The following is an 18,145-nucleotide window of genomic DNA, read 5'->3' on the forward strand; positions in this document are numbered from 1 at the left end:
CCCGTGTTGCTTTCGTGTCAGCCTGCGGCGCTAGGCTGTGTGTCGTTCACCTTCTTGCACTGACCCATGACCTCCATCTTTGACCAGCACCTGCCCCGCAACGAAGCCAACTTTGCCGCCCTGTCGCCCCTGTCGTTCATCGAACGCACGGCCGAGGTCTACCCCGACCGCCTGGCCATCGTGCACGGTGACTTGCGCCAGACCTGGGCCCAGACCTACGCGCGTTGCCGCCAGCTGGCCAGCGCGCTGACGAACGCGGGCATCGGCAAGAACGACACCGTGGCGGTGATGCTGCCCAACACGCCCCCAATGGTGGAGGCGCACTTTGGCGTGCCCATGGCGGGCGCGGTGCTCAACACCCTCAACACCCGGCTGGACCCGGAGGCCATCGCCTTCATGCTGGACCACGGCGAGGCCAAGGCCGTGATCGTGGACCCGGAGTTCACCGGCACCATGGCCAAGGCGCTGGCCCTGCGCACCGCCAGCACGCCCATCCGCGTGATCGAGGTGCAGGACGCGCTTTATGGCCCCGCCGTTCAAAGCCTGGGCGGCACCGACTACGAAGCCTTTGTGGCCAGCGGCGACGCGGCCTTTGCCTGGAGCCTGCCCGCCGATGAGTGGGATGCGATTGCGCTCAACTACACAAGCGGCACCACCGGCAACCCCAAAGGCGTGGTCTACCACCACCGGGGCGCCGCCACCAACGCCATCAGCAACGTGCTGGAGTGGGACATGCCCAAGCACGCGGTGTACCTGTGGACGCTGCCCATGTTCCACTGCAACGGCTGGTGCTTTCCGTGGACCATTGCGGCCCGCGCAGGCGTCAACGTCTGCCTGCGCCGCGTGGACGCGCAGGCCATCTTCGACGCCATCCGCAACCACGGCGTCACGCACTACTGCGGCGCGCCCATCGTGCACGGGCTGCTGGTCAACGCGCCCGAGGCGATGAAGGCGGGTGTGCCATCTGGCGTCAAGGCCATGGTGGCAGGCGCGGCGCCCCCGGCGTCGATGATCGAAGGCATGGAAAAAATGGGGTTTGACCTGACCCATGTGTACGGCCTGACCGAGGTGTACGGCCCGGCCACCGTGTGCGCCAAACACGAGGCCTGGGATGCCCTGGACATCGGCGAGCGTGCCCGCCTCAACGCCCGCCAGGGCGTGCGCTACCACCTGGAGCGCGACGTGCGCGTGCTCGACCCCGAGACCATGCTGCCCGTGCCGCAGGACGGCGAAACCATGGGCGAGATCATGTTCAAGGGCAACATCGCCATGAAGGGCTACCTCAAGAACCCCAAGGCCACCGACGAGGCCTTTGCGGGCGGCTGGTTCCACAGCGGCGATCTGGCCGTGCAGTACCCTGACGGCTACATCAAGATCAAGGACCGCAGCAAGGACATCATCATCTCGGGTGGCGAGAACATCTCGTCCATCGAGGTCGAAGACGTGCTCTACCGCCACCCCGACGTGCTGGCCGCTGCCGTGGTGGCCAAGCCCGACCCCAAGTGGGGCGAGACGCCCTGCGCGTTTGTAGAGCTGAAGGCCGGTGCGCAGACCACGCCCGAAGACATCGTGGCGCACTGCAAGAAGCACCTGGCGGGCTTCAAGGTGCCACGCGCCGTGGTGTTTGGCGAGCTGCCCAAGACCAGCACCGGCAAGATCCAGAAGTTTGAGCTGCGCAAGCAGGCCGGGTCGGCGGCCGCCATCAACGTCTGATCACCCGGCTCAGCCAAAACCGCACGCCAGCGTCTGCCGACCGCCCTCCAGGTTGTATTCGGACTTCCAGTAGTGCCGGTCTTCGATGGCGGTGAACTCCACGCCAGGCCCGGTCGGGTAGGCCGTCGCGAAAGGGCGGCGCAGGATCACGAGCAACTCGCACCGTGGCGGCCAGTCCGCCACCTCGTCGATAACGTTGCCCTGCGCCAGTTCGGCCTCCAGGATCGCACGCAGCGGGGCGGCCAGCGCGGCGAGAACCTGCTGGCGGCTTATGCGCAGGGCTGGCTGGCGGCAAGGGGCCTCGCCGACCGCTGGGTCGCCGCATCGTCCAGCAGCCGCTGCAGCGCCTGCACCTGCCACTGGTGTTCCGGCTCAAACGCCGAGAGGTCTTGCACCGCATACCCGCCATAGGCATACACCGTGGCATAGGCCGCGTAGCTGGCGGCCTCCAGCGCCCGGCCCGCCAGCGCGTTGGCCACGGCGTAGGTGGCCGACACGGCGGCATGGGCCGACCCGTCCAGCGACTGCGAGCCCCGGTGGTGCGAGGCCACCGCTTTCAGCCGCTCTGCTGCGTTGGCCAAAGTGGCCGCATCCACTGTGCCCGCCGTGAACGCGGCCAGCACGTCGAGGCCGGCGATGGCCTCCGGATCTTCCAGCAGATGGCGCACGCGCTGCACACAGGCCAGGCCAAAGGCCAGGCGCAGCGGGGTGTGGGCGTCGCTGGCCAGCCCGCAGTCGGCTGCCAGTTGGGTGAGAGCGGCGTTCATGGCGTGAATCCTTTCCGGCGGCTGATCCATTTACAGAGTTTTGCTATCATTTACATAGCTTTTTGCGCAATCAGGATAAGCGCCAGGGCCTGTTTTTATCAAAATCCTGGAGCTGCGCAGCCGACGCAGGAAATTGTGGCGGCCCGTGGGCCGCGCGTCCAGCCGGGCAGAGGAGGTGGCGGCTTAGCTCGCTATGCTGCAAGGCCCTCCAGCCAGACCCGTGGCGACATGCCCACCTTCTGCGCAAACACGCGCGACAGCGCCGAGGGGTTGGCGTAACCCAGCTCGTTGGCAATCGACTTCAACGACCGTCCGCCGCGCAGATGGGCCTGCGCCAGCGTCAGCCGCCAGTGCGCCAGGTAGTCGGCGGGGGTGTCGCCCACCACCGCCTTGAAGCGGGCCGCAAACGCACTGCGCGACATGCCTGCCTGCGCAGCCATCTGCGCCAGGCTCCATGGTTGGCCCGGCGCATCGTGCAAGGCGGTGAGGGCGCGGGCCAGGGCAGGGTCGGCGAGACCCGTGAGCAGGCCGGGCGGCATGTGCGCCTGCTCGGGGTGGTCCAGCAACCAGCGTAGCAGTTGCAGCAGCACCACTTCAAACAGCCGGTCGGCCAGCACGCGGTGGCCGCAGCGCAGGCGGTCGGTTTCTGCAAACAACAAGTCCAGCGACTGCTGCAGCCCGTCCACCGCGCCCAGCGGCAGCACCACCAGCGGGGGCAGGGCGCGGGCCAGCGGGTGGCTGGCACCGCCGTCAAAGTCCAGTGCGGCGCAGGTGAAGTCCGACCCCTCGGTGGGCGCGTTGTGAAAGAAGTGCTCCAGCGGTCGGGCATAGAACAGCAGGCTGGGCTCGCACACCTGAAGCCGCTCGGGCGGGCCCGCCTGGGGCTGGTGCGTGACCACCATCTCGCCCTGGCGCAGCACATGCAAAAAGCCCCGGCCCGGCGCCGCCGCAAAGTGCGTCACGCCACACAGTGGCCCGTTGTGGAACAGGTGCGCCCGCACCCGAAACCGCTCCAGCAGCGGCGACAACCGGTCGAGCGGGGTGGAGGCCTGCGCGGGTGTAGGAACGCTTGGTGGCATGGTTTTGGATGATTGGGTATGAATTGTGGATTTTATGTGCCCAATGGTACACGCTGGCGCCGGACACTGCAGGGGTGCCGAGAACAGGCACAAGTTCTCACCAACCCTTCATGACCTTCAAGGAACACACCATGTCCGCTACTTCTCCTTCTGTCGCCCGCGTCCCTCTCGTCGACCGCACCGCCGCCACCGGCACTGTGCGCGCCGTGCTCGACCAGGTCCACGGAGCCTTTGGCGCCACGCCCAACATGTTCCGCGCCGTTGCCAACTCGCCCGCTGCGCTGCAGAGCATGTGGGGTGCGTTTGGCGCCTTGGGCGGCGGCGTGATCGGCGCAGCTTTGGGCGAGCAGATCGCCGTGGCCGTGGCCAACCGCAATGCCTGCGACTACTGCCTGGCCGCCCACACCGCACTGGGCCGCAAGGCCGGCGTGAGTGGCGAGGCCCTGGCCGCCGCGCAGGCGGGCGAATCGGCCGACCCGCGCACGGCCGCCATGCTGCGCTTTGTGCTGCAACTGGTCAACGAACGCGGCCAGGTCGATGCGGCCGATGTGCAGGCCCTGCGCGACCAGGGCGTGAACGACGAGCAGATCGTCGAGATCGTGGCGCATGTGGCGCTCAACCTGTTCACCAACTATGTGAACGTGGCGCTGGCCGTGCCGGTGGACTTCCCTGGCGTCAAGCTGCGCCCGGCGCGCTGAACGAGGGGGCGGCGCGCGTCTGGCCGGTGGGCTGGGTGCGCGCCGCTTCTGTTGCTGCTGGCGCGGTCCTGTGGCGAAGCCATCGCAGGCAGTCCTTCGCAAAACCCATGCGTGCATTTTTTGCACGCATGACCGGCTGCAAAGTCGTTTGTCAGCGCTGCAGGCCTGCTGCACCATGGCCGCTCCCTTGCCCACCCACCCGAAGGAAGCCGCCCCCATGACACCCGCCCGCGACGAGCACGCCATCGACACCCTGCCACGCCTGGAGGCCCTGCTGGGCACGCTGAGCGATGCCTCCGTCCACAAAGAGCTGCCGTATGTGCACCCCGCCTACCGCGCCATGATCGCGGCGTCGCCCTTTGCCGTGCTGGCCACCACCGGCCCCGGCGGGCTGGATGCCTCGCCGCGCGGCGACCCCGCCGGCTTTGTGCAACTGCTGGACGACAAGACCCTGCTGCTGCCCGAGCGCCGTGGCAACAACCGCGCCGACAGCCTGCGCAACATCGTGGCCGACCCGCGCGTGGCGCTGCTGTTCCTCATCCCCGGCGTGGGCGAGACGCTGCGCGTCAACGGCAACGCGCGCATCAGCGTCGCGCCCGACCTGCTGGCGCGTTTCGTGGTCAACGGCCAGCCGCCAAAGTGTGTGATCGTGGTGGATGTGCAGGCGGTGTACTTCCAGTGCGCACGCGCCATCCAGCGCTCGCGCCTGTGGCATGCCGTGCCGCCCGGCACCCCGCGCCCCGTGCCCACCCCGGGCGCCATCCTGGCGTCCATCACACAGGGCGCATTTGACGGCGCTGCCTACGACCGCGAACTGCCAGCGCGCCAGCAGGCCACCCTGTATTGAACCGGCACCGCGATCCGTCGCCACAGCGTTGCCCCTGCTGCCAGCGCACACAATGGCGGCTGGGCGCGCAGGGCTTGCGCTTCATGGACTCTCCGGCCGAACGCGCAGATGCGTGAGGAGCGTGGAGCTCCGTGGGGCGTGAAGCCTACTCATGCGCACGTTCACACCAAGTGAGGGGGAGACATGGATTCCGTGCTGTTGATCGTGGCCCTGGGCGCAGTGGCCGCCGGGTTTGTGCAGGGGCTGTCGGGTTTTGGTTTTGGCATGGTCGCCATGTCGTTCTGGGCCTGGACGCTGGAGCCCCGCCTGGCCGCGCTGCTGGCGGTGTGCGGCGCGCTCACCGGCCAGCTGGTGGCGGCGGCCACGGTGCGCCGGGGGTTTGACCGGGTGCGCCTGCTGCCCTTTGTGCTGGGTGGCCTGGTGGGCATCCCCATTGGCGTGGCCGTATTGCCCCGGCTGGACATGGACGCGTTCAAGGTCATTCTGGGCACGCTGCTGGTGCTGTGGTGCCCGGCGATGCTGATGGCCAAGCAGTTGCCCCGCATCACGCGCGGCGGGCGCGTGGCCGACGCGCTGGTGGGCATGGCGGGCGGCGTGATGGGCGGCCTGGGCGGCTTCACCGGCGTGCTGCCCACCCTGTGGTGCACCTTGCGCGGTCTGGACAAGGACGTGCAGCGCGCCATCATCCAGAACTTCAACCTGGCCATGCTGCTGGTGACCTTCATCACCTACCTGGCCACCGGTCTGGTCACCCGCGAGGCGCTGCCGCTGCTGGCCATTGTGGTGCCCGCCATGCTGGTGCCCGTGCTGCTGGGAGCGCGGCTGTACCACGGTATCAGCGACGCGCGGTTCCGGCAGATCGTGCTGGGCATGTTGACCCTGTCGGGCGTGGCGATGCTGGTGGCCAGCCTGCCCAAGGTGCTGGCGCGGCTCGCGTAGGGTTCCATTTGCGTGGGCCGCGGCTGGTGGCCATCCTGTTGTCGACTTGTCGCACATGCCCCGCTACATTTCGAGGGGCATGGAGCAAAAAGATGACACCACGCGGCCACCGGACGCGGACGACCGTCTTGAGGCCGGGGCCCCGCGTCGCCGCTATCGCCTTGTCACGCCGCTGAGCCTGGCGATTGCGCTGGGCTGCATCGTTGCCGTGGCGGGCTTGTGGCTGGTCACGCTGCAGCGTGTGGCGTTCGAGCGCGAGCAGGCCGTTGCCTCCGCCATGCAGTCCAATGCCAACCTGGCCATCGCCTTCGAGCAGCAGGTGTTCCGCACCCTCAAGGCGGCCGAGCAGGTCGCCGCCTTTGTGCGCGAGCAGTACCTGCAGCAGGGCACCGACATTGACCTGCGCGACTGGGTGGAGCGGGGGGTGATCCGCGAGCCCATGTTCACCATCATCAGCGTGGTGAACGAGCAGGGCGACATCGTCAGCAGCAGCCAGGAGACCGGGGCCGTCAACTACAGCGATCGCGCCTTTTTCAAGGCGCTGCGTGCCAGCGATCGCGACGACCTGTTTGTGAGCGAGCCTGTACTGGGCCGTGTGTCGGGGCAGTGGCGCATTCCGATGGCGCTGCGCATCATGAGCGAGGGCGGTCGCTTTGGTGGCGTGGTGGTGATGTCGGTGGACCCGACGAACTTCACCGACTTTTACCGCCAGGCCGACCTGGGCGCACAGGGGCTGCTGGAGCTGACAGGGCTGGACGGCGTGGTGCGCGGCCGCAAGGCCGGGGGCAAGATCAGCTTCGGTGGCGATGCGCGGGGCCTGCCCTGGTTTCAGCTTCGCGCGCAAGACCCTGAAGGCGAACTGATCGATGAGAACGGCGCGGTGGACGGTGTGCCGCGCATCCTCAGCTACCGCAGTATGGCGGGCTACCCGTTGATGGTGACGGTGGGGGCGACCTCCGACGAGGTGCTGGCGCCGGTGATGCAGCGGCGCGTTGACTACCTCGCCCTGGCCGCGGGGGCCAGTGTGGCGCTGCTGTGTTTTGGCGCGCTGCTCATTGTGGTGCTGGCACGCCAGCGGGCCGTGGCCGATGCACTGGCGTCCAGCGAAGGCTTGTTCCGCGCCACCTTCCACCAGGCGGCCACCGGCATCGCCCACATCACGCCCGAAGGCCGCATCCTGCGTGCCAACGACAAGTTCTGCCGCATGCTGGGCTTTTCGCTGGAGGAGCTGCGCCAGCGCGACCTGTTTGCGCTGAGCGACGAGGGCGAGCGTGAAGCCCTGCGCCGCTTTCTGGCGCGGCGCCTGGTGGCGCACTCGCCCGTGTTCTCCCCCGAGATGGAAAAGGCCTACCGGCGCAAGGACGGCGGCCTGTTGTGGGTGTACGAAGCGCTGGGCCTCGTCAAGGACGCCCAGGGTCACCCGGACTTTCTGGTGGTGGTGACGCAGGACATCAGCGCGCGCAAGGAGCTGGAGATGCGCCTGTCGCACGATGTGCTGCACGATGCGCTCACGGGCCTGTCCAACCGCGTGATGTTCCACGACCGATTGGCGCGTGTGCTCGAAACGGCCCGGCGCCACGGGCGGCACGCCGCAGTGCTCTATGTGGACCTGGACGGGTTCAAGTCCGTCAACGACCAGTGGGGCCATGCAGCGGGCGACCTGCTGCTGCAGCAGGTGGCTCGGCGGCTGGAAGACTGCGTGCGCGCCGAAGACACCGTGGCGCGCCTGGGCGGCGACGAGTTCGGCATCGTGCTGGCCACCATCGAGCGGGCAGACCACTGCGAGGTCGTGGCGGGCAAGGTGCTGTCTGCGATGGAGCAGCCTTTTGTGCTGGAGGGGGCTGTTGCCCACATCTCGGCCAGCGTGGGCGCGGCGCTCTACCCGCGCCATGGCGCCGACGCCGATGCGCTGCTGGCCCAGGCCGACGCAGCGATGTACGCAGCGAAGCAGGCGGGCAAGAACCGCTTCAACATCGACACCGCATTGAGCCCGCTGGCTGATGGGGGTGTTGCAGGTCCGCCGGGCTGACTAAGGCCTGGTGGTGATTCGCAGCAGATGCTGGTGCTATTTATTTGGGAGCTATTGGCGCTTTATTCATATGCGCTAGCAGCCTTTTCCACTCAGATCACGACGTCGGAAGCGTAAAGCTGGGCGCGTGATGGCCCGGCCGCACATCACAGCTCGCTGGCGTCCTTGCCCTCGCTCTGCTTGATCACCCACCGCACCGTGGCGCGCGGTGCGGGCACGCGCTGGGCGTACACCTCCAACCCTTCGTGGGTCCACGCGGCATAGCTGCCGCTGGGGTCGTTGGCGGCAGTCTCCGGCCCGTAGGTGCTGCGGCCAAACGCGAGCAGGGCGCCAAACGCTGCTGCGCCGCCATCGGCCAGGTCACTGGCATCAGCGACGAATTCGACCCGCCGCAGCTCCCGCCCGCTGAAGAAGAAGGTTTGCGCACCGGACAATCCGGCGATCACCACAGGCTCCAGCCGCCAGAGGCCCGCCAGCCCTCCAGCCAGGCGCTGCGGGCGCAGCACGCGGGCCGCGCCGGGTACCGCGTCGCGCAGGGCGTCCGCGCCCATGCCCAGTTCAACGCCTGCGGGCAGCGGTTGTAGCTGGGCCGGTGTGGGCGATGGGATCGGCGCGGCCATGGCCAGTGTGGTGGGCCACTGTGCGGGGTGCTGTGCAGCAGTCGCACGCACCTGGGCCTGGGCGGGCGCCATGCCCAGGGCGCAGGCAAGGGTTGCGCCCTGGACGCTGCGCCACAGGTGCCGGTACATGGTCAGCGGTAGCGCGGGGATGAATCGGTAGAGGTTCATGGTGAGGATTTTCGCTGGCGCGCGTGCAGGCCAGCGTTGCAGCGCAGGCGCTCAGTCGCCCATCACCACGCCCTCGCGGCGCGGGTCGGCACCGCCCATCCACAGCTTCTTGCCATGTGCCTGCCCGCGTGTGATGGCTTGCAGGCCGCTGGTCATGTTCATCTCACGCACTTCGGCGCCCCGTGCGCGCAGGGCTTCGACGGTGGCGGGTGGGAAGCGCTTTTCTTCCAGCAGCGTGGGGCCGTTCATCGAGCCGAAGTTGGGCAGGTTGATGGCCTGCTGGGGCATCAGGCCCCAGTTGAGCACGCCATACAGCGTCTTGGCCGTGTAGTGGATGATGGCTGCGCCGCCAGGGCTGCCGCCGCTCATCAGCAGCTCGCCCGTGGCTTTGTCGAACACCAGCGTGGGCGACATGGACGAGCGCGGGCGCTTGCCGGGCTGCACGCGGTTGGCAATGGGTTGGCCTTGCGCGTCGGTGGGGGCAAAGCTGAAGTCGGTGAGTTCGTTGTTGAGCAGGAAGCCCTTCACCATTTGCCTTGCGCCGAACTGGTCTTCGATGGTCGTGGTCATGGCCACCGCGTTGCCAAAGGCATCGACGATGCTGATGTGGCTGGTGCCGTATTCGGGCTGGTCGGGCATGGGCGCAAAGCCCGTCTTGACGACGCCGGGGTTGCCGGGCTGGGCGACCTTCATGCTCTGCGTGCCGATGAGCTTGGCGCGCTCGGTCAGGTAGGCGGGCGCGAGCAGGCTGGTCCAGCTGCCGGCGGGGGGCTGCACAAAGTCGGGGTCGGCCACGTACTGGGCGCGGTCGGCAAAGGCCAGGCGGGCGGCCTCGGTGTAGAGGTGCAGCCAGTCTGCGCTGGGCAGGCCGTCCTGCAGCGGCTTGGCGGCGGCGTCGGTGTTCTTCAGGATGCCCAGGATCTGCCCGATGGCGATGGCCCCGGAGCTTGGGGGCGGAAAGCCGCACACGCGGTAGTCCTTGCTGGCCACCTGGTAGTCGTGGCACAGCGCCTCGCGCTTCTTGGGCTGGTAGCCCGCCAGGTCGGCCAGGCTGAGCTTGCCGGGGTTGGTGGGGTGTTTTTGCACCTTGTCCACGATGGCCTGGGCGATCTCGCCTTCGTGCAGGGCCTTGCTGCCTTCGGCGGCGATGCGGCGCAGCACGGCGGCCAGCTCGGGGTTGCGCAGGTTCACGCCCACATCGCGTGCGTCGCCATCGGCCTTGTAGAAGTAGGCGGCGGCCACCGGGTCCTTCTTGAGGTGGGCGTCGGCCTTGACCAGGGTGTTGAGCCGCGCGCTGACCTTGAAGCCGCCTTCGGCCAGCGTGATGGCGGGCTGGAACAGCGTGGCCCAGGGCAGCTTGCCGTGCTGCTTGTGCGCCATTTCCAGCATGCGCACGGTGCCGGGCACACCCACCGAGCGGCCGCCCACCACGCCGTCGTAGAACGGCACGGGTTTGCCGTCGGCGCCCAGGAAGAGTTTTTCATCGGCGGCAGCGGGCGCGGTCTCTCGGCCATCGTAGGCCTCTACCACCTTGCCGTTGCTGTGCAGCAGAAAGGCACCGCCACCGATGCCGCTGGACTGGGGCTCCACCAGCGTCAGCACCATCTGCACGGCGATGGCGGCATCCACCGCCGAGCCTCCGGCCTTGAGGATCTGGTAGCCCGCGTCGGTGGCCAGCGGGTTGGCAGCGGCCACGGCGAACTTCTCGGTGGCCCAGCCCGGTTTTTCGGTGTAGCCGGACGAGCCTTCGGGCTGAGCGGGCACGGTGTAGGCGAACTGGGAGGGAGCGCTGGCGCAGCCCGCCAGGGCCACCAGGGTGGCGAGGGCCGCAGGGGCCAGCAGGTTGCGACTGAACGGGCGGCGCAGGGGCGACGTGGCAGGCAGGGCAGTGGGTGACATGCGGGTCTCCTGTGGGTGCAAGCAGCGAAGCGGCCATGGTAAGGGGCCTTGGTGCAGCCTGCGAGGGCGTGCCAGGGGCTGCTGGAGGGGTTTGCGCAGCGATTGAAGGTGTTTTGTGGCGGTAGCGCTAGTGCAATATGCCTGAGCAGCTATCAAAAAGATAGTTGTTACCGACCGTCAGCGGCTGTTCTCTGGTCATCTCTGAGCCCTTGTGCGGCGTAGTTACAAGGGGCTCCCGGGCCTGGAGGCTTGCGCCACGCCCTCTCAGGCCGCCTGGGGCCCCGCGCGGCCGTCTTCCACCACAAACCGGGCGAGCGTGGATGCGCCGCTGTCCGCGCGCAACGGGTCGTCCACCACGCGCAGCGTGGTGGTCCAGCGCGCCGGGGTGATGTCGGCCAGGCCGTAGCCGCGCTGGTCGCAGCGTGCCAGCAGCACATGCGGGTTGTGGCGGACGATGGCGTCCACCTTCGCCTGCGTGGTGCCCGACCGCGAACTGATGGAGGTGCCGCAGAACTCGCTGGCCAACACGGCCGAGTCGGCGCGAGCGGCATCGGCATGCACGCGGCAGACGTAGTTCTGGTGGATGTCTCCGCCCAGCAGCACCGTGTTGCGCGGCGTGTGCCGGGCCACCGATTGCAGCAGGCGCTGGCGTGCGGCGGGGTAGCCGTCCCAGGCGTCGGTGGGCACGGTGCCGGATGGGTAATGGCGCGGCGAGAACAGCGTCTGCTGTGCGATCACGCTCCAGCGCGTGGCCTGTGCGCTCGCCGTATCAGTGGCCAGGCCTGCGTCCAGCCAGCGCTCTTGCGCGCTGCCCAGCAGGCTGCGCTGTGGCTGGGCCAACTCGGCGCAGTCGGCGGGGCGCACGGCGGGTGCGCTGCTGGCATCGGGCGTGCGGCAGGCTTGCCAGCTGCGGTATTGGCGACTGTCGAGCAGGTGGATGTGCGCCAGCCGGCCCCAGCGCAGGCGGCGGTAGATTTGCAGAGCGTCCCAGCCCGTGGTGGACGCGGGGCGCTGAAGGCTGGCCGCGCGCAGCGGCATGTTTTCGTAGAACGCCTGCCACGCCGCGCTGCGCTGGGCCAGAAAGGCGGCGCTGCCCGCAGCCTCGCCGCGGCCTGCATCGGCGGCGTAGTCGTTTTGCACCTCATGGTCGTCCCAGGTCACGGCCCAGGGGCAGGTGGCGTGGGCCAGCTGCAGCGCGGGGTCGCTTTTGTGCAGGGCGTAGCGGTCGCGATAGTCGGCCAGCGTGGTGGCGTGGCGCAGGCTGTGGGTGCGCGCCAGGTCGGTGGTGGTTTTGGGGGTGGCGTATTCGTAGATGTAGTCGCCCAGGAACAGCACCAGGTCCGGCTGGTCGGCGGCCAGATGGCGCCAGGCCGCGTAGTGCCCATGCTCCCAGCGCTGGCAAGAGGCAAACGCCACCCGCAGCGCTCCGGGCAGGTCGCCCGCCGCAGGCGCGGTGCGCGTGCGGCCTGTGGGGCTCACTGCGTCGCCCAGCATGAAACGGTAGTGGTACCAGCGCGCGGGTTGCAGGCCTTGCAACTCCACATGCACGCTGTGGCCCAGCGCGGGCAGCGCGGAGGCCTCGCCCTTTTGCACGATCTGGGCAAAGCTTGCGTCGTGTGCCACCTCCCACCGCACGGTGTGTGTGGCCAACATCTGCGCCGGATCAGTCAGTGCGAGCCGCGTCCAAAGCACCACGCCATCAGGCGCCGGGTCGCCGCTGGCTACGCCCATGGCAAAGGGGTTGTTTTGCAGCGCGGGCGGGGTGCTCCAGGCCCAGCGGGGGAGGGTGGCGACGGAGGCAGTCAGCGCTGCATTGCGCAGGAACTGCCGTCTTTGCTCGGATATCAATTCAGCTGCCCTTCGCGTCGGGCAGCCGTGCTCAGCAACTGACGCAGCCCAGGCCAGTGGCCGCCGCGCAAGGGCCGCCCCGCCGCGCTGGCGGCGTTCCCCTGCCCGCAGCGCGTAGCGCTGCGAGAGCGGGGGGAAGGCGCGCAGCGCCTCAGGGGGTTGTTCCTGCTCAAGCCGCCATCACCCTGTTCTTGCCCGAGCGCTTGGCGAGATACATCGCTTGGTCGGCCCGCACGATGGCGTCGGTGGCGCTCTCGCTGTCACTCAACTGGGCCACGCCCGCGCTGAAGGTGATTAGCACCTTCTCGGTGCCTTGCAAGAAGAAGCGCGTGGTCAGCTCGCGCTGCAGGCGGGTCATGGCCGCAACGCCGGCTTCGACCGTGGTGTCGGGCAGCACGATCACGAACTCTTCGCCGCCATAGCGGGCCAACAAGTCCTGCGGCCGCATGACTTCGCGCGTGACCTGTGCCAAGTGCACCAGGGCTGCGTCGCCCCCGGCATGGCCCAGCCGGTCGTTGATGGTCTTGAAGTTGTCCACGTCCAGCAGTGCCAGGCACAGTGACGAGCCCAGGCGGTGGGCGCGGGCGATCTCGCGTTCCACGGCCTCGTCCAGGCCCTTGCGGTTGAGGCTGCCGGTCAGCGGGTCGTGGCGCGCCTGGGCGCTGGCGCGGTCCAGTTCTTCCTGCAGTTTGGCGACCTCGGCGCGCTTGGCCTCGGTGCGCTCGCGCAGGTCTTGCAGTTCGTCGTGGGTCACGCGGCTGTCCAGCGCCATGGCGCGGGTGGCGCTCATCACTTCCTGCAGTACAGGGGCGATCTCCTGCAGGGTGCTGGCCTTGCCGATCAGGTCGGCGCAACGCTCCATGGTGCCCTGGTAGCTGGTGCTGGATGCGGTGATGCGCGCCAGCCGCTCGATGAAGGTGGCCAGCATTTCCTTCATCTGCTCTTGCGCCTCCAGCGACCGGGCCTTGGCTTCGGTCTGCTTGAAGATCACGTCCTTGAGCCGGCGCTGCACATCGTCCAGCCGCCGCAGCGTCAGCGGCGGGGTCGAGGCACTCATCAGCGCCTCGGCCTGGCCCTGCAGCCAGCGGTCGTCCACACTGAGCACGGCGATGTTCTCGAAGATCATGTGCAGCAGCTCCAGCAGGCTGGTGCGGATGGAGGCTTGTTCTTCGGTGGCGAACGACAGGCGGTAGCTGAAGTTGCCCAGCATGAGCTGCGCGGTGGTCACCAGGGGGGCGGGCTCCCGCAGAAAGGTGATGAGCTGCTGCGCCATGTCGATGACGCGGGGGTCGTCGTCGCCCAGTGCGGGCAGGGTGTTGTCTATCAGGCGGGCCAGGGCCTCGGCAAACTCGGTGGGCAGTTCGCCCAGCGCGGTGGGGGCATCGGCCACCTCGATGGGTTTGGACGCCGTGGCCGGGTGCAGCCCCAGGTTGGCATAACCCACCATCACGCTTTGCAGCGACGTCCAGTCCTTGGTGATGATGGCGCGTTCGAACTGGCCCAGCAGGCGCTTTTGCGCGGGTGTCTGGCCGGGCAGCACCCGCTGGATGCTGCTCAGCGGCCCTTCCGGGAACGGCTGCGGGCTGCGGATGCCCGCTATTTCATCGTAGATCGCGAGGTAGTTGTCTGGCGTGGGGGCCAGTCGGCGTGCGGCCAGTTGTTTGAGCGTCTCGCGCGCGATCTCGGAAGGTGGTCGGTCGGCCATGGAGGGGCACCAGTGTCAGGGGGGCTGGAATGCGCAAGTGTGACACAGGCAAGGCCTGGAAGGGGCTGGCATACCGCGCCACACGGGTATGCCAGCCGGGAACGTGGCGGCGGCCTTGCGGCGGGGCCTGCCGTACGTTCCGAGGGGGGCAGCCAGCCGTCAGTTCACCATGACCAGCTTGCCCATCACGCCGCGTGAGCCCATGTGCGCGTAGGCAGCGGGCAGTTCGGCCATGGGCATGGTGCGGTCGATCACGGGCTTGATCTTGCCCTGGGCGTACCACTGGGCCAGCTCGCCCATCATCGCGGCGTTGGCCTTGGGTTCGCGCTTGGAGAACTCGCCCCAGAACACGCCCACGATGGAGGCACCCTTGAGCAGCGCCAGGTTGAACGGCAGGGCCGGGATGGGGCCGGACGCAAACCCGACCACCAGATAGCGGCCGCGCCAAGCGATGGAGCGGAAGGCGGGCTCGGCAAAGTCGCCACCCACGGGGTCATAGATCACGTCGGGGCCCTTGCCGTCCGTGAGGGTCTTGATGGCCTCGCGCAGGTTGTCCTTGCTGTAGTTGATGGTCGCGTCGGCTCCGATGGAAGTGCACAGCGCGCACTTTTCGTCGTTGGATGCGGCAGCGATCACTCGTGCGCCCATGGCCTTGGCGATCTGAATGGCGGCCGTGCCCACGCCCCCGGCAGCGCCCAGCACCAGCACGGTCTCGCCCGCCTTGAGCTGTGCGCGGTCCACCAGCGCATGGTGCGATGTGGCGTAGATCATGATGAAAGCGGCGGCATCGACATGCGAAAAGCCGTCTGGCAAGGGCATGCACAGGGCGGCCGGGGCGACGGTGTGGGTGCCAAAGCCACCCGTGCCCGACAGGCAGGCCACGTTCTGGCCGACCTTGAGGTGCGTGACGCCTTCGCCCACAGCGGCCACCACGCCCGCGTATTCCGAGCCGGGCACAAAGGGCAGCGGCGGCTTCATCTGGTACTTGTTCTGCACGATGAGCAGGTCGGGGAAGTTCAGGCTGGCGGCCTTGATTTCGATGAGCACCTCGCCCGCCTTGGGGGTGGGGGTGGGCAGCTCCGTCCAGGTGAGCGCTTCGACGCCGGTGGGGTTGGTGCAAAGCCAGGCATGCATGGGGAAGTCTCCTGTCGGTCGGTCTTGTCAATGATGGCCCGCATGATAGGTGGCGCGTCGGTGTGCTGGATGTCCCACGAGCGACGGGCGCCAGGGGTGCCGTCGGCGCAATGTGGTCAACGGGCGTCCGTCGGCGGTGCAGCAGTCCGGCCACCTACAATCCGTTGCAACCCCTACCCAGACCATGAAGATCCTGATATCCAATGACGACGGCTTCCAGGCCCCCGGCATCGTGGCGCTGCATGATGCGCTCAAGACCCTCGACGGGGTCGAGGTGGAGGTCGTTGCGCCAGAACACAACAACAGTGCCAAGTCCAATGCGCTGACGCTGCATTCCCCGCTGTACGTGCACAAGGCAGCCAACGGCTTTCGCTACGTGAATGGCACCCCAGCAGATTGCGTGCACATTGCGCTGACCGGCCTGCTGGGCTACCGGCCCGATCTGGTGGTGTCGGGCATCAACAACGGCGCCAACATGGGCGACGACACCATCTATTCCGGCACGGTGGGGGCGGCCATGGAGGGATATCTCTTCGGCATTCCGGCCATTGCGTTCTCGCAGGTAGACAAGGGCTGGGCCGAGCTGGAGGCCGCTGCGGCCAAGGCGCGTGAACTGGTGGCGCAGATGCGTGCGCAGCAACTGGTCAACGAAACCCCCTGGCTGCTCAATGTGAACATCCCCAACATGCCGCTGGAGGCCTTGCGCCCGGCCAAGCTGTGCCGCCTGGGGCGCCGCCATGCGGCAGAACGGGTCATCGTGCAGGAAAGCCCTCGGGGCGAAGCCATGTACTGGATCGGCGGTGCCGGTGCCGCCAAGGACGATGCCGAAGGCACGGACTTTCATGCCACGGCGCAGGGCCATGTGTCCATCACGCCCCTCAAGGTGGACCTGACCGATCACGACAACCTCGGCTACTGGGCGCAGACCGCCGCCCGGTTGGCGACAGGGGCGGCTGCCGCCCCTGGAGCGTGATGCAGCGCCGCCCAGGGTTCCCGGCCAAGCTGCCGGTGCCGGGCAACGCCGCCGCGGGCAAGCCGGTGGTGGCACCCCCGTCTGTGGCCTTGCGCAAACCGGCCGTCGCCCCGGCGCCCGCGGGGTTGGGGCTGGACTCGTCGGCAGTGCGTGCCCGGATGGTGCAAAAACTGGCGGCGGGCGGCATCACGTTGCCTCCCGTGCTGCAGGCCATGGGCGCTGTAGAGCGTCACCGGTTTGTGGACAGTGCACTGGTCAACCAGGCCTATGAAGACACCAGCCTGCCGATAGGCTTGGGCCAGACCATCTCCAAGCCCAGCGTGGTGGCGCGCATGTGCGAGCTGCTGCTGGGTGCCGAGAGTGCACGCCATGGCGGGCTGGGCCGTGTGTTGGAGATCGGCACGGGCTGCGGCTACCAGGCTGCTGTGCTGAGCCTGCTGGCCCGCGAGGTGTACACGCTGGAGCGCCTGCGCGGCCTGCACGACAAGGCGCGCGACAACCTGCGGCCGTTCCGCCTGGCCAACGTGCACCTGCTGTTTGGTGACGGCATGCTTGGCTATGCCAAAGGTGCTCCCTATGCAGCCATCATCGCCGCGGCCGGCGGCGATGCCGTGCCCCTGGCGTGGTGTGATCAGCTGGCCGTGGGTGGCCGTCTGGTAGCGCCCATGGCGTTGTCCGGCGGGCAGCAGATGTTGCTGGTGATCGACAAAACCCCGCACGGATTGAAACAAAACGTGCTCGAGCCCGTGCATTTTGTCCCCCTAAAATCGGGGATTGCGTAAAGGGAATTGCTTATGTTCGTATCGCGTGGTCTTGTGGTGGGTTTTACCGTGGCAATGGCGGGTCTGGTGCTCTCCGGCTGTGGCACCCGCATGAACAAGGCTCCTGTGGAAGATCGGGGCACCTCTTCGTCGACTTCCGCTCCCGCCCCCGCAGCCCAGCCCGGCGTGGTGGTGGCCACCCCCATCAAGCCACTGCCAGGCGCAGAAAACGCGGGCAAGCCTGGTTACTACACGGTCAAGCCTGGGGATACCCTGATTCGCATTGGTCTGGAGTCCGGGCAAAGCTGGAAAGACATCGCCCGCTGGAACAATCTGGAGAATGCCAACCTGATCGAAGTCGGTCAGGTGCTGCGTGTACTGCCGCCTGGCGCTGCCCCCGCCGCTGTGGCGGCTTCCGAAAATGGCGTGGTGACACGCCCGGTCACGTCTTCTTCCGTCGCTCCTGCCAGCACGCCGGCTGCGGCGCCTGCATCAGCTGCCAGCGGCGCCAAGCCCGCAGCCCCCGCTGCATCGGGCACGGTGGTGGCGGTCGCACCCGCTACACCAGCACCTGCAGCAGCGCCTGCGGGTGAGGACGAGCTGGCATTCATCTGGCCTGCGTCGGGTTCGCTGATTGCCGGCTTTGACGAAGCGCGCAACAAGGGCTTTGACATTGCCGGCAAGGCGGGCGACCCGGTGCTGGCGGCGGCGGATGGCCGTGTGGTGTATGCAGGTGCAGGCCTGCGCGGCTACGGCAATCTGATCATCCTGAAGCACAACAACACCTTCCTGACCGCCTACGCGCACAACCAAACACTGCTGGTCAAGGAAGACCAGGCGGTGCGCAAGGGGCAAAAAATCGCTGAGATGGGCAACACCGACGCCGACCGCGTCAAGCTGCACTTTGAAATCCGCCGGCAGGGCAAGCCGGTCGATCCCACGCGCTATCTGCCCTCCCGTTGAGC

General features: G+C 67.9%; 16 protein-coding genes. 8 read left to right on the forward strand and 8 right to left on the reverse strand.

Annotated elements, in window-relative coordinates; genetic code table 11:
• The first annotated feature begins 66 nt into the window (after nt 1-66).
• The gene (locus tag ACT531_RS09915; RefSeq protein WP_476017307.1) at nt 67-1,713 is read left to right on the forward strand and encodes an acyl-CoA synthetase; all 1,647 of its coding nucleotides are present in this window, start codon (nt 67-69) and stop codon (nt 1,711-1,713) included.
• A 9-nt stretch (nt 1,714-1,722) separates the two neighbouring features.
• Here ACT531_RS09915 and ACT531_RS09920 read toward each other — a convergent pair whose 3' ends face one another.
• The 3 genes from ACT531_RS09920 to ACT531_RS09930 form a co-directional block, all read right to left on the reverse strand.
• The gene (locus tag ACT531_RS09920; protein ID WP_476017308.1) at nt 1,723-1,863 is read right to left on the reverse strand and encodes a hypothetical protein; all 141 of its coding nucleotides are present in this window, start codon (nt 1,861-1,863) and stop codon (nt 1,723-1,725) included.
• A 119-nt stretch (nt 1,864-1,982) separates the two neighbouring features.
• Nucleotides 1,983-2,480: a hypothetical protein gene (locus ACT531_RS09925; RefSeq protein WP_176886469.1), complete on the reverse strand. Its 498-nt coding sequence runs from the start codon at nt 2,478-2,480 to the stop codon at nt 1,983-1,985.
• 191 nt (nt 2,481-2,671) lie between these two features.
• The gene (locus ACT531_RS09930) at nt 2,672-3,559 is read right to left on the reverse strand and encodes a helix-turn-helix transcriptional regulator (RefSeq protein ID WP_288853598.1); all 888 of its coding nucleotides are present in this window, start codon (nt 3,557-3,559) and stop codon (nt 2,672-2,674) included.
• Between the two features lie 131 nt (nt 3,560-3,690).
• Between ACT531_RS09930 and ACT531_RS09935 the strand changes: the two genes are divergently transcribed.
• From ACT531_RS09935 to ACT531_RS09950, 4 genes are all read left to right on the forward strand, one after another.
• Nucleotides 3,691-4,257: a carboxymuconolactone decarboxylase family protein gene (locus ACT531_RS09935; RefSeq protein ID WP_436075478.1), complete on the forward strand. Its 567-nt coding sequence runs from the start codon at nt 3,691-3,693 to the stop codon at nt 4,255-4,257.
• A gap of 217 nt (nt 4,258-4,474) precedes the next feature.
• On the forward strand, nt 4,475-5,104 hold the full coding sequence (locus tag ACT531_RS09940) for a pyridoxamine 5'-phosphate oxidase family protein (protein WP_099729827.1): 630 nt from the start codon (nt 4,475-4,477) through the stop codon (nt 5,102-5,104).
• Nucleotides 5,105-5,287: 183 nt separating this feature from the next.
• Nucleotides 5,288-6,043, forward strand: coding sequence for a sulfite exporter TauE/SafE family protein (locus ACT531_RS09945; protein WP_056743307.1), 756 nt, complete (start codon nt 5,288-5,290; stop codon nt 6,041-6,043).
• Nucleotides 6,044-6,122: 79 nt separating this feature from the next.
• Nucleotides 6,123-8,072 carry a sensor domain-containing diguanylate cyclase gene (locus tag ACT531_RS09950; protein ID WP_476017309.1) on the forward strand — a complete coding sequence of 650 codons (1,950 nt, stop codon included), beginning with the start codon at nt 6,123-6,125 and terminating at the stop codon, nt 8,070-8,072.
• A 146-nt stretch (nt 8,073-8,218) separates the two neighbouring features.
• Here ACT531_RS09950 and ACT531_RS09955 read toward each other — a convergent pair whose 3' ends face one another.
• From ACT531_RS09955 to ACT531_RS09975, 5 genes are all read right to left on the reverse strand, one after another.
• Nucleotides 8,219-8,860: a hypothetical protein gene (locus ACT531_RS09955; RefSeq protein ID WP_476017310.1), complete on the reverse strand. Its 642-nt coding sequence runs from the start codon at nt 8,858-8,860 to the stop codon at nt 8,219-8,221.
• 51 nt (nt 8,861-8,911) lie between these two features.
• Nucleotides 8,912-10,759, reverse strand: coding sequence for a gamma-glutamyltransferase family protein (locus ACT531_RS09960; RefSeq protein ID WP_476017311.1), 1,848 nt, complete (start codon nt 10,757-10,759; stop codon nt 8,912-8,914).
• Between the two features lie 264 nt (nt 10,760-11,023).
• Entirely contained in the window at nt 11,024-12,607 is a 1,584-nt protein-coding gene (locus ACT531_RS09965) for an alkaline phosphatase D family protein (protein WP_476017312.1), read from the reverse strand.
• A gap of 169 nt (nt 12,608-12,776) precedes the next feature.
• A complete protein-coding gene (locus ACT531_RS09970; RefSeq protein ID WP_476017313.1) occupies nt 12,777-14,312 on the reverse strand; it encodes a GGDEF domain-containing protein in 1,536 nt (511 codons plus the stop codon).
• A 159-nt stretch (nt 14,313-14,471) separates the two neighbouring features.
• Nucleotides 14,472-15,446: an NADPH:quinone oxidoreductase family protein gene (locus tag ACT531_RS09975; protein WP_476017314.1), complete on the reverse strand. Its 975-nt coding sequence runs from the start codon at nt 15,444-15,446 to the stop codon at nt 14,472-14,474.
• Between the two features lie 184 nt (nt 15,447-15,630).
• On the opposite strand from ACT531_RS09975, the gene surE reads away from it, so the two are divergent.
• The 3 genes from surE to ACT531_RS09990 are packed head-to-tail and all read left to right on the forward strand — an operon-like array spanning nt 15,631 to nt 18,143.
• Nucleotides 15,631-16,419: a 5'/3'-nucleotidase SurE gene (gene surE, locus ACT531_RS09980; protein ID WP_015013404.1), complete on the forward strand. Its 789-nt coding sequence runs from the start codon at nt 15,631-15,633 to the stop codon at nt 16,417-16,419.
• Nucleotides 16,419-17,201: a protein-L-isoaspartate(D-aspartate) O-methyltransferase gene (locus tag ACT531_RS09985; protein ID WP_476017315.1), complete on the forward strand. Its 783-nt coding sequence runs from the start codon at nt 16,419-16,421 to the stop codon at nt 17,199-17,201. Before surE ends, ACT531_RS09985 begins: the two co-directional genes overlap by 1 nt.
• 12 nt (nt 17,202-17,213) lie before the next feature.
• Nucleotides 17,214-18,143 carry a peptidoglycan DD-metalloendopeptidase family protein gene (locus ACT531_RS09990; RefSeq protein WP_476017316.1) on the forward strand — a complete coding sequence of 310 codons (930 nt, stop codon included), beginning with the start codon at nt 17,214-17,216 and terminating at the stop codon, nt 18,141-18,143.
• Nucleotides 18,144-18,145: the final 2 nt, after the last annotated feature.

The organism is Acidovorax sp. DMC1 (assembly GCF_056314325.1).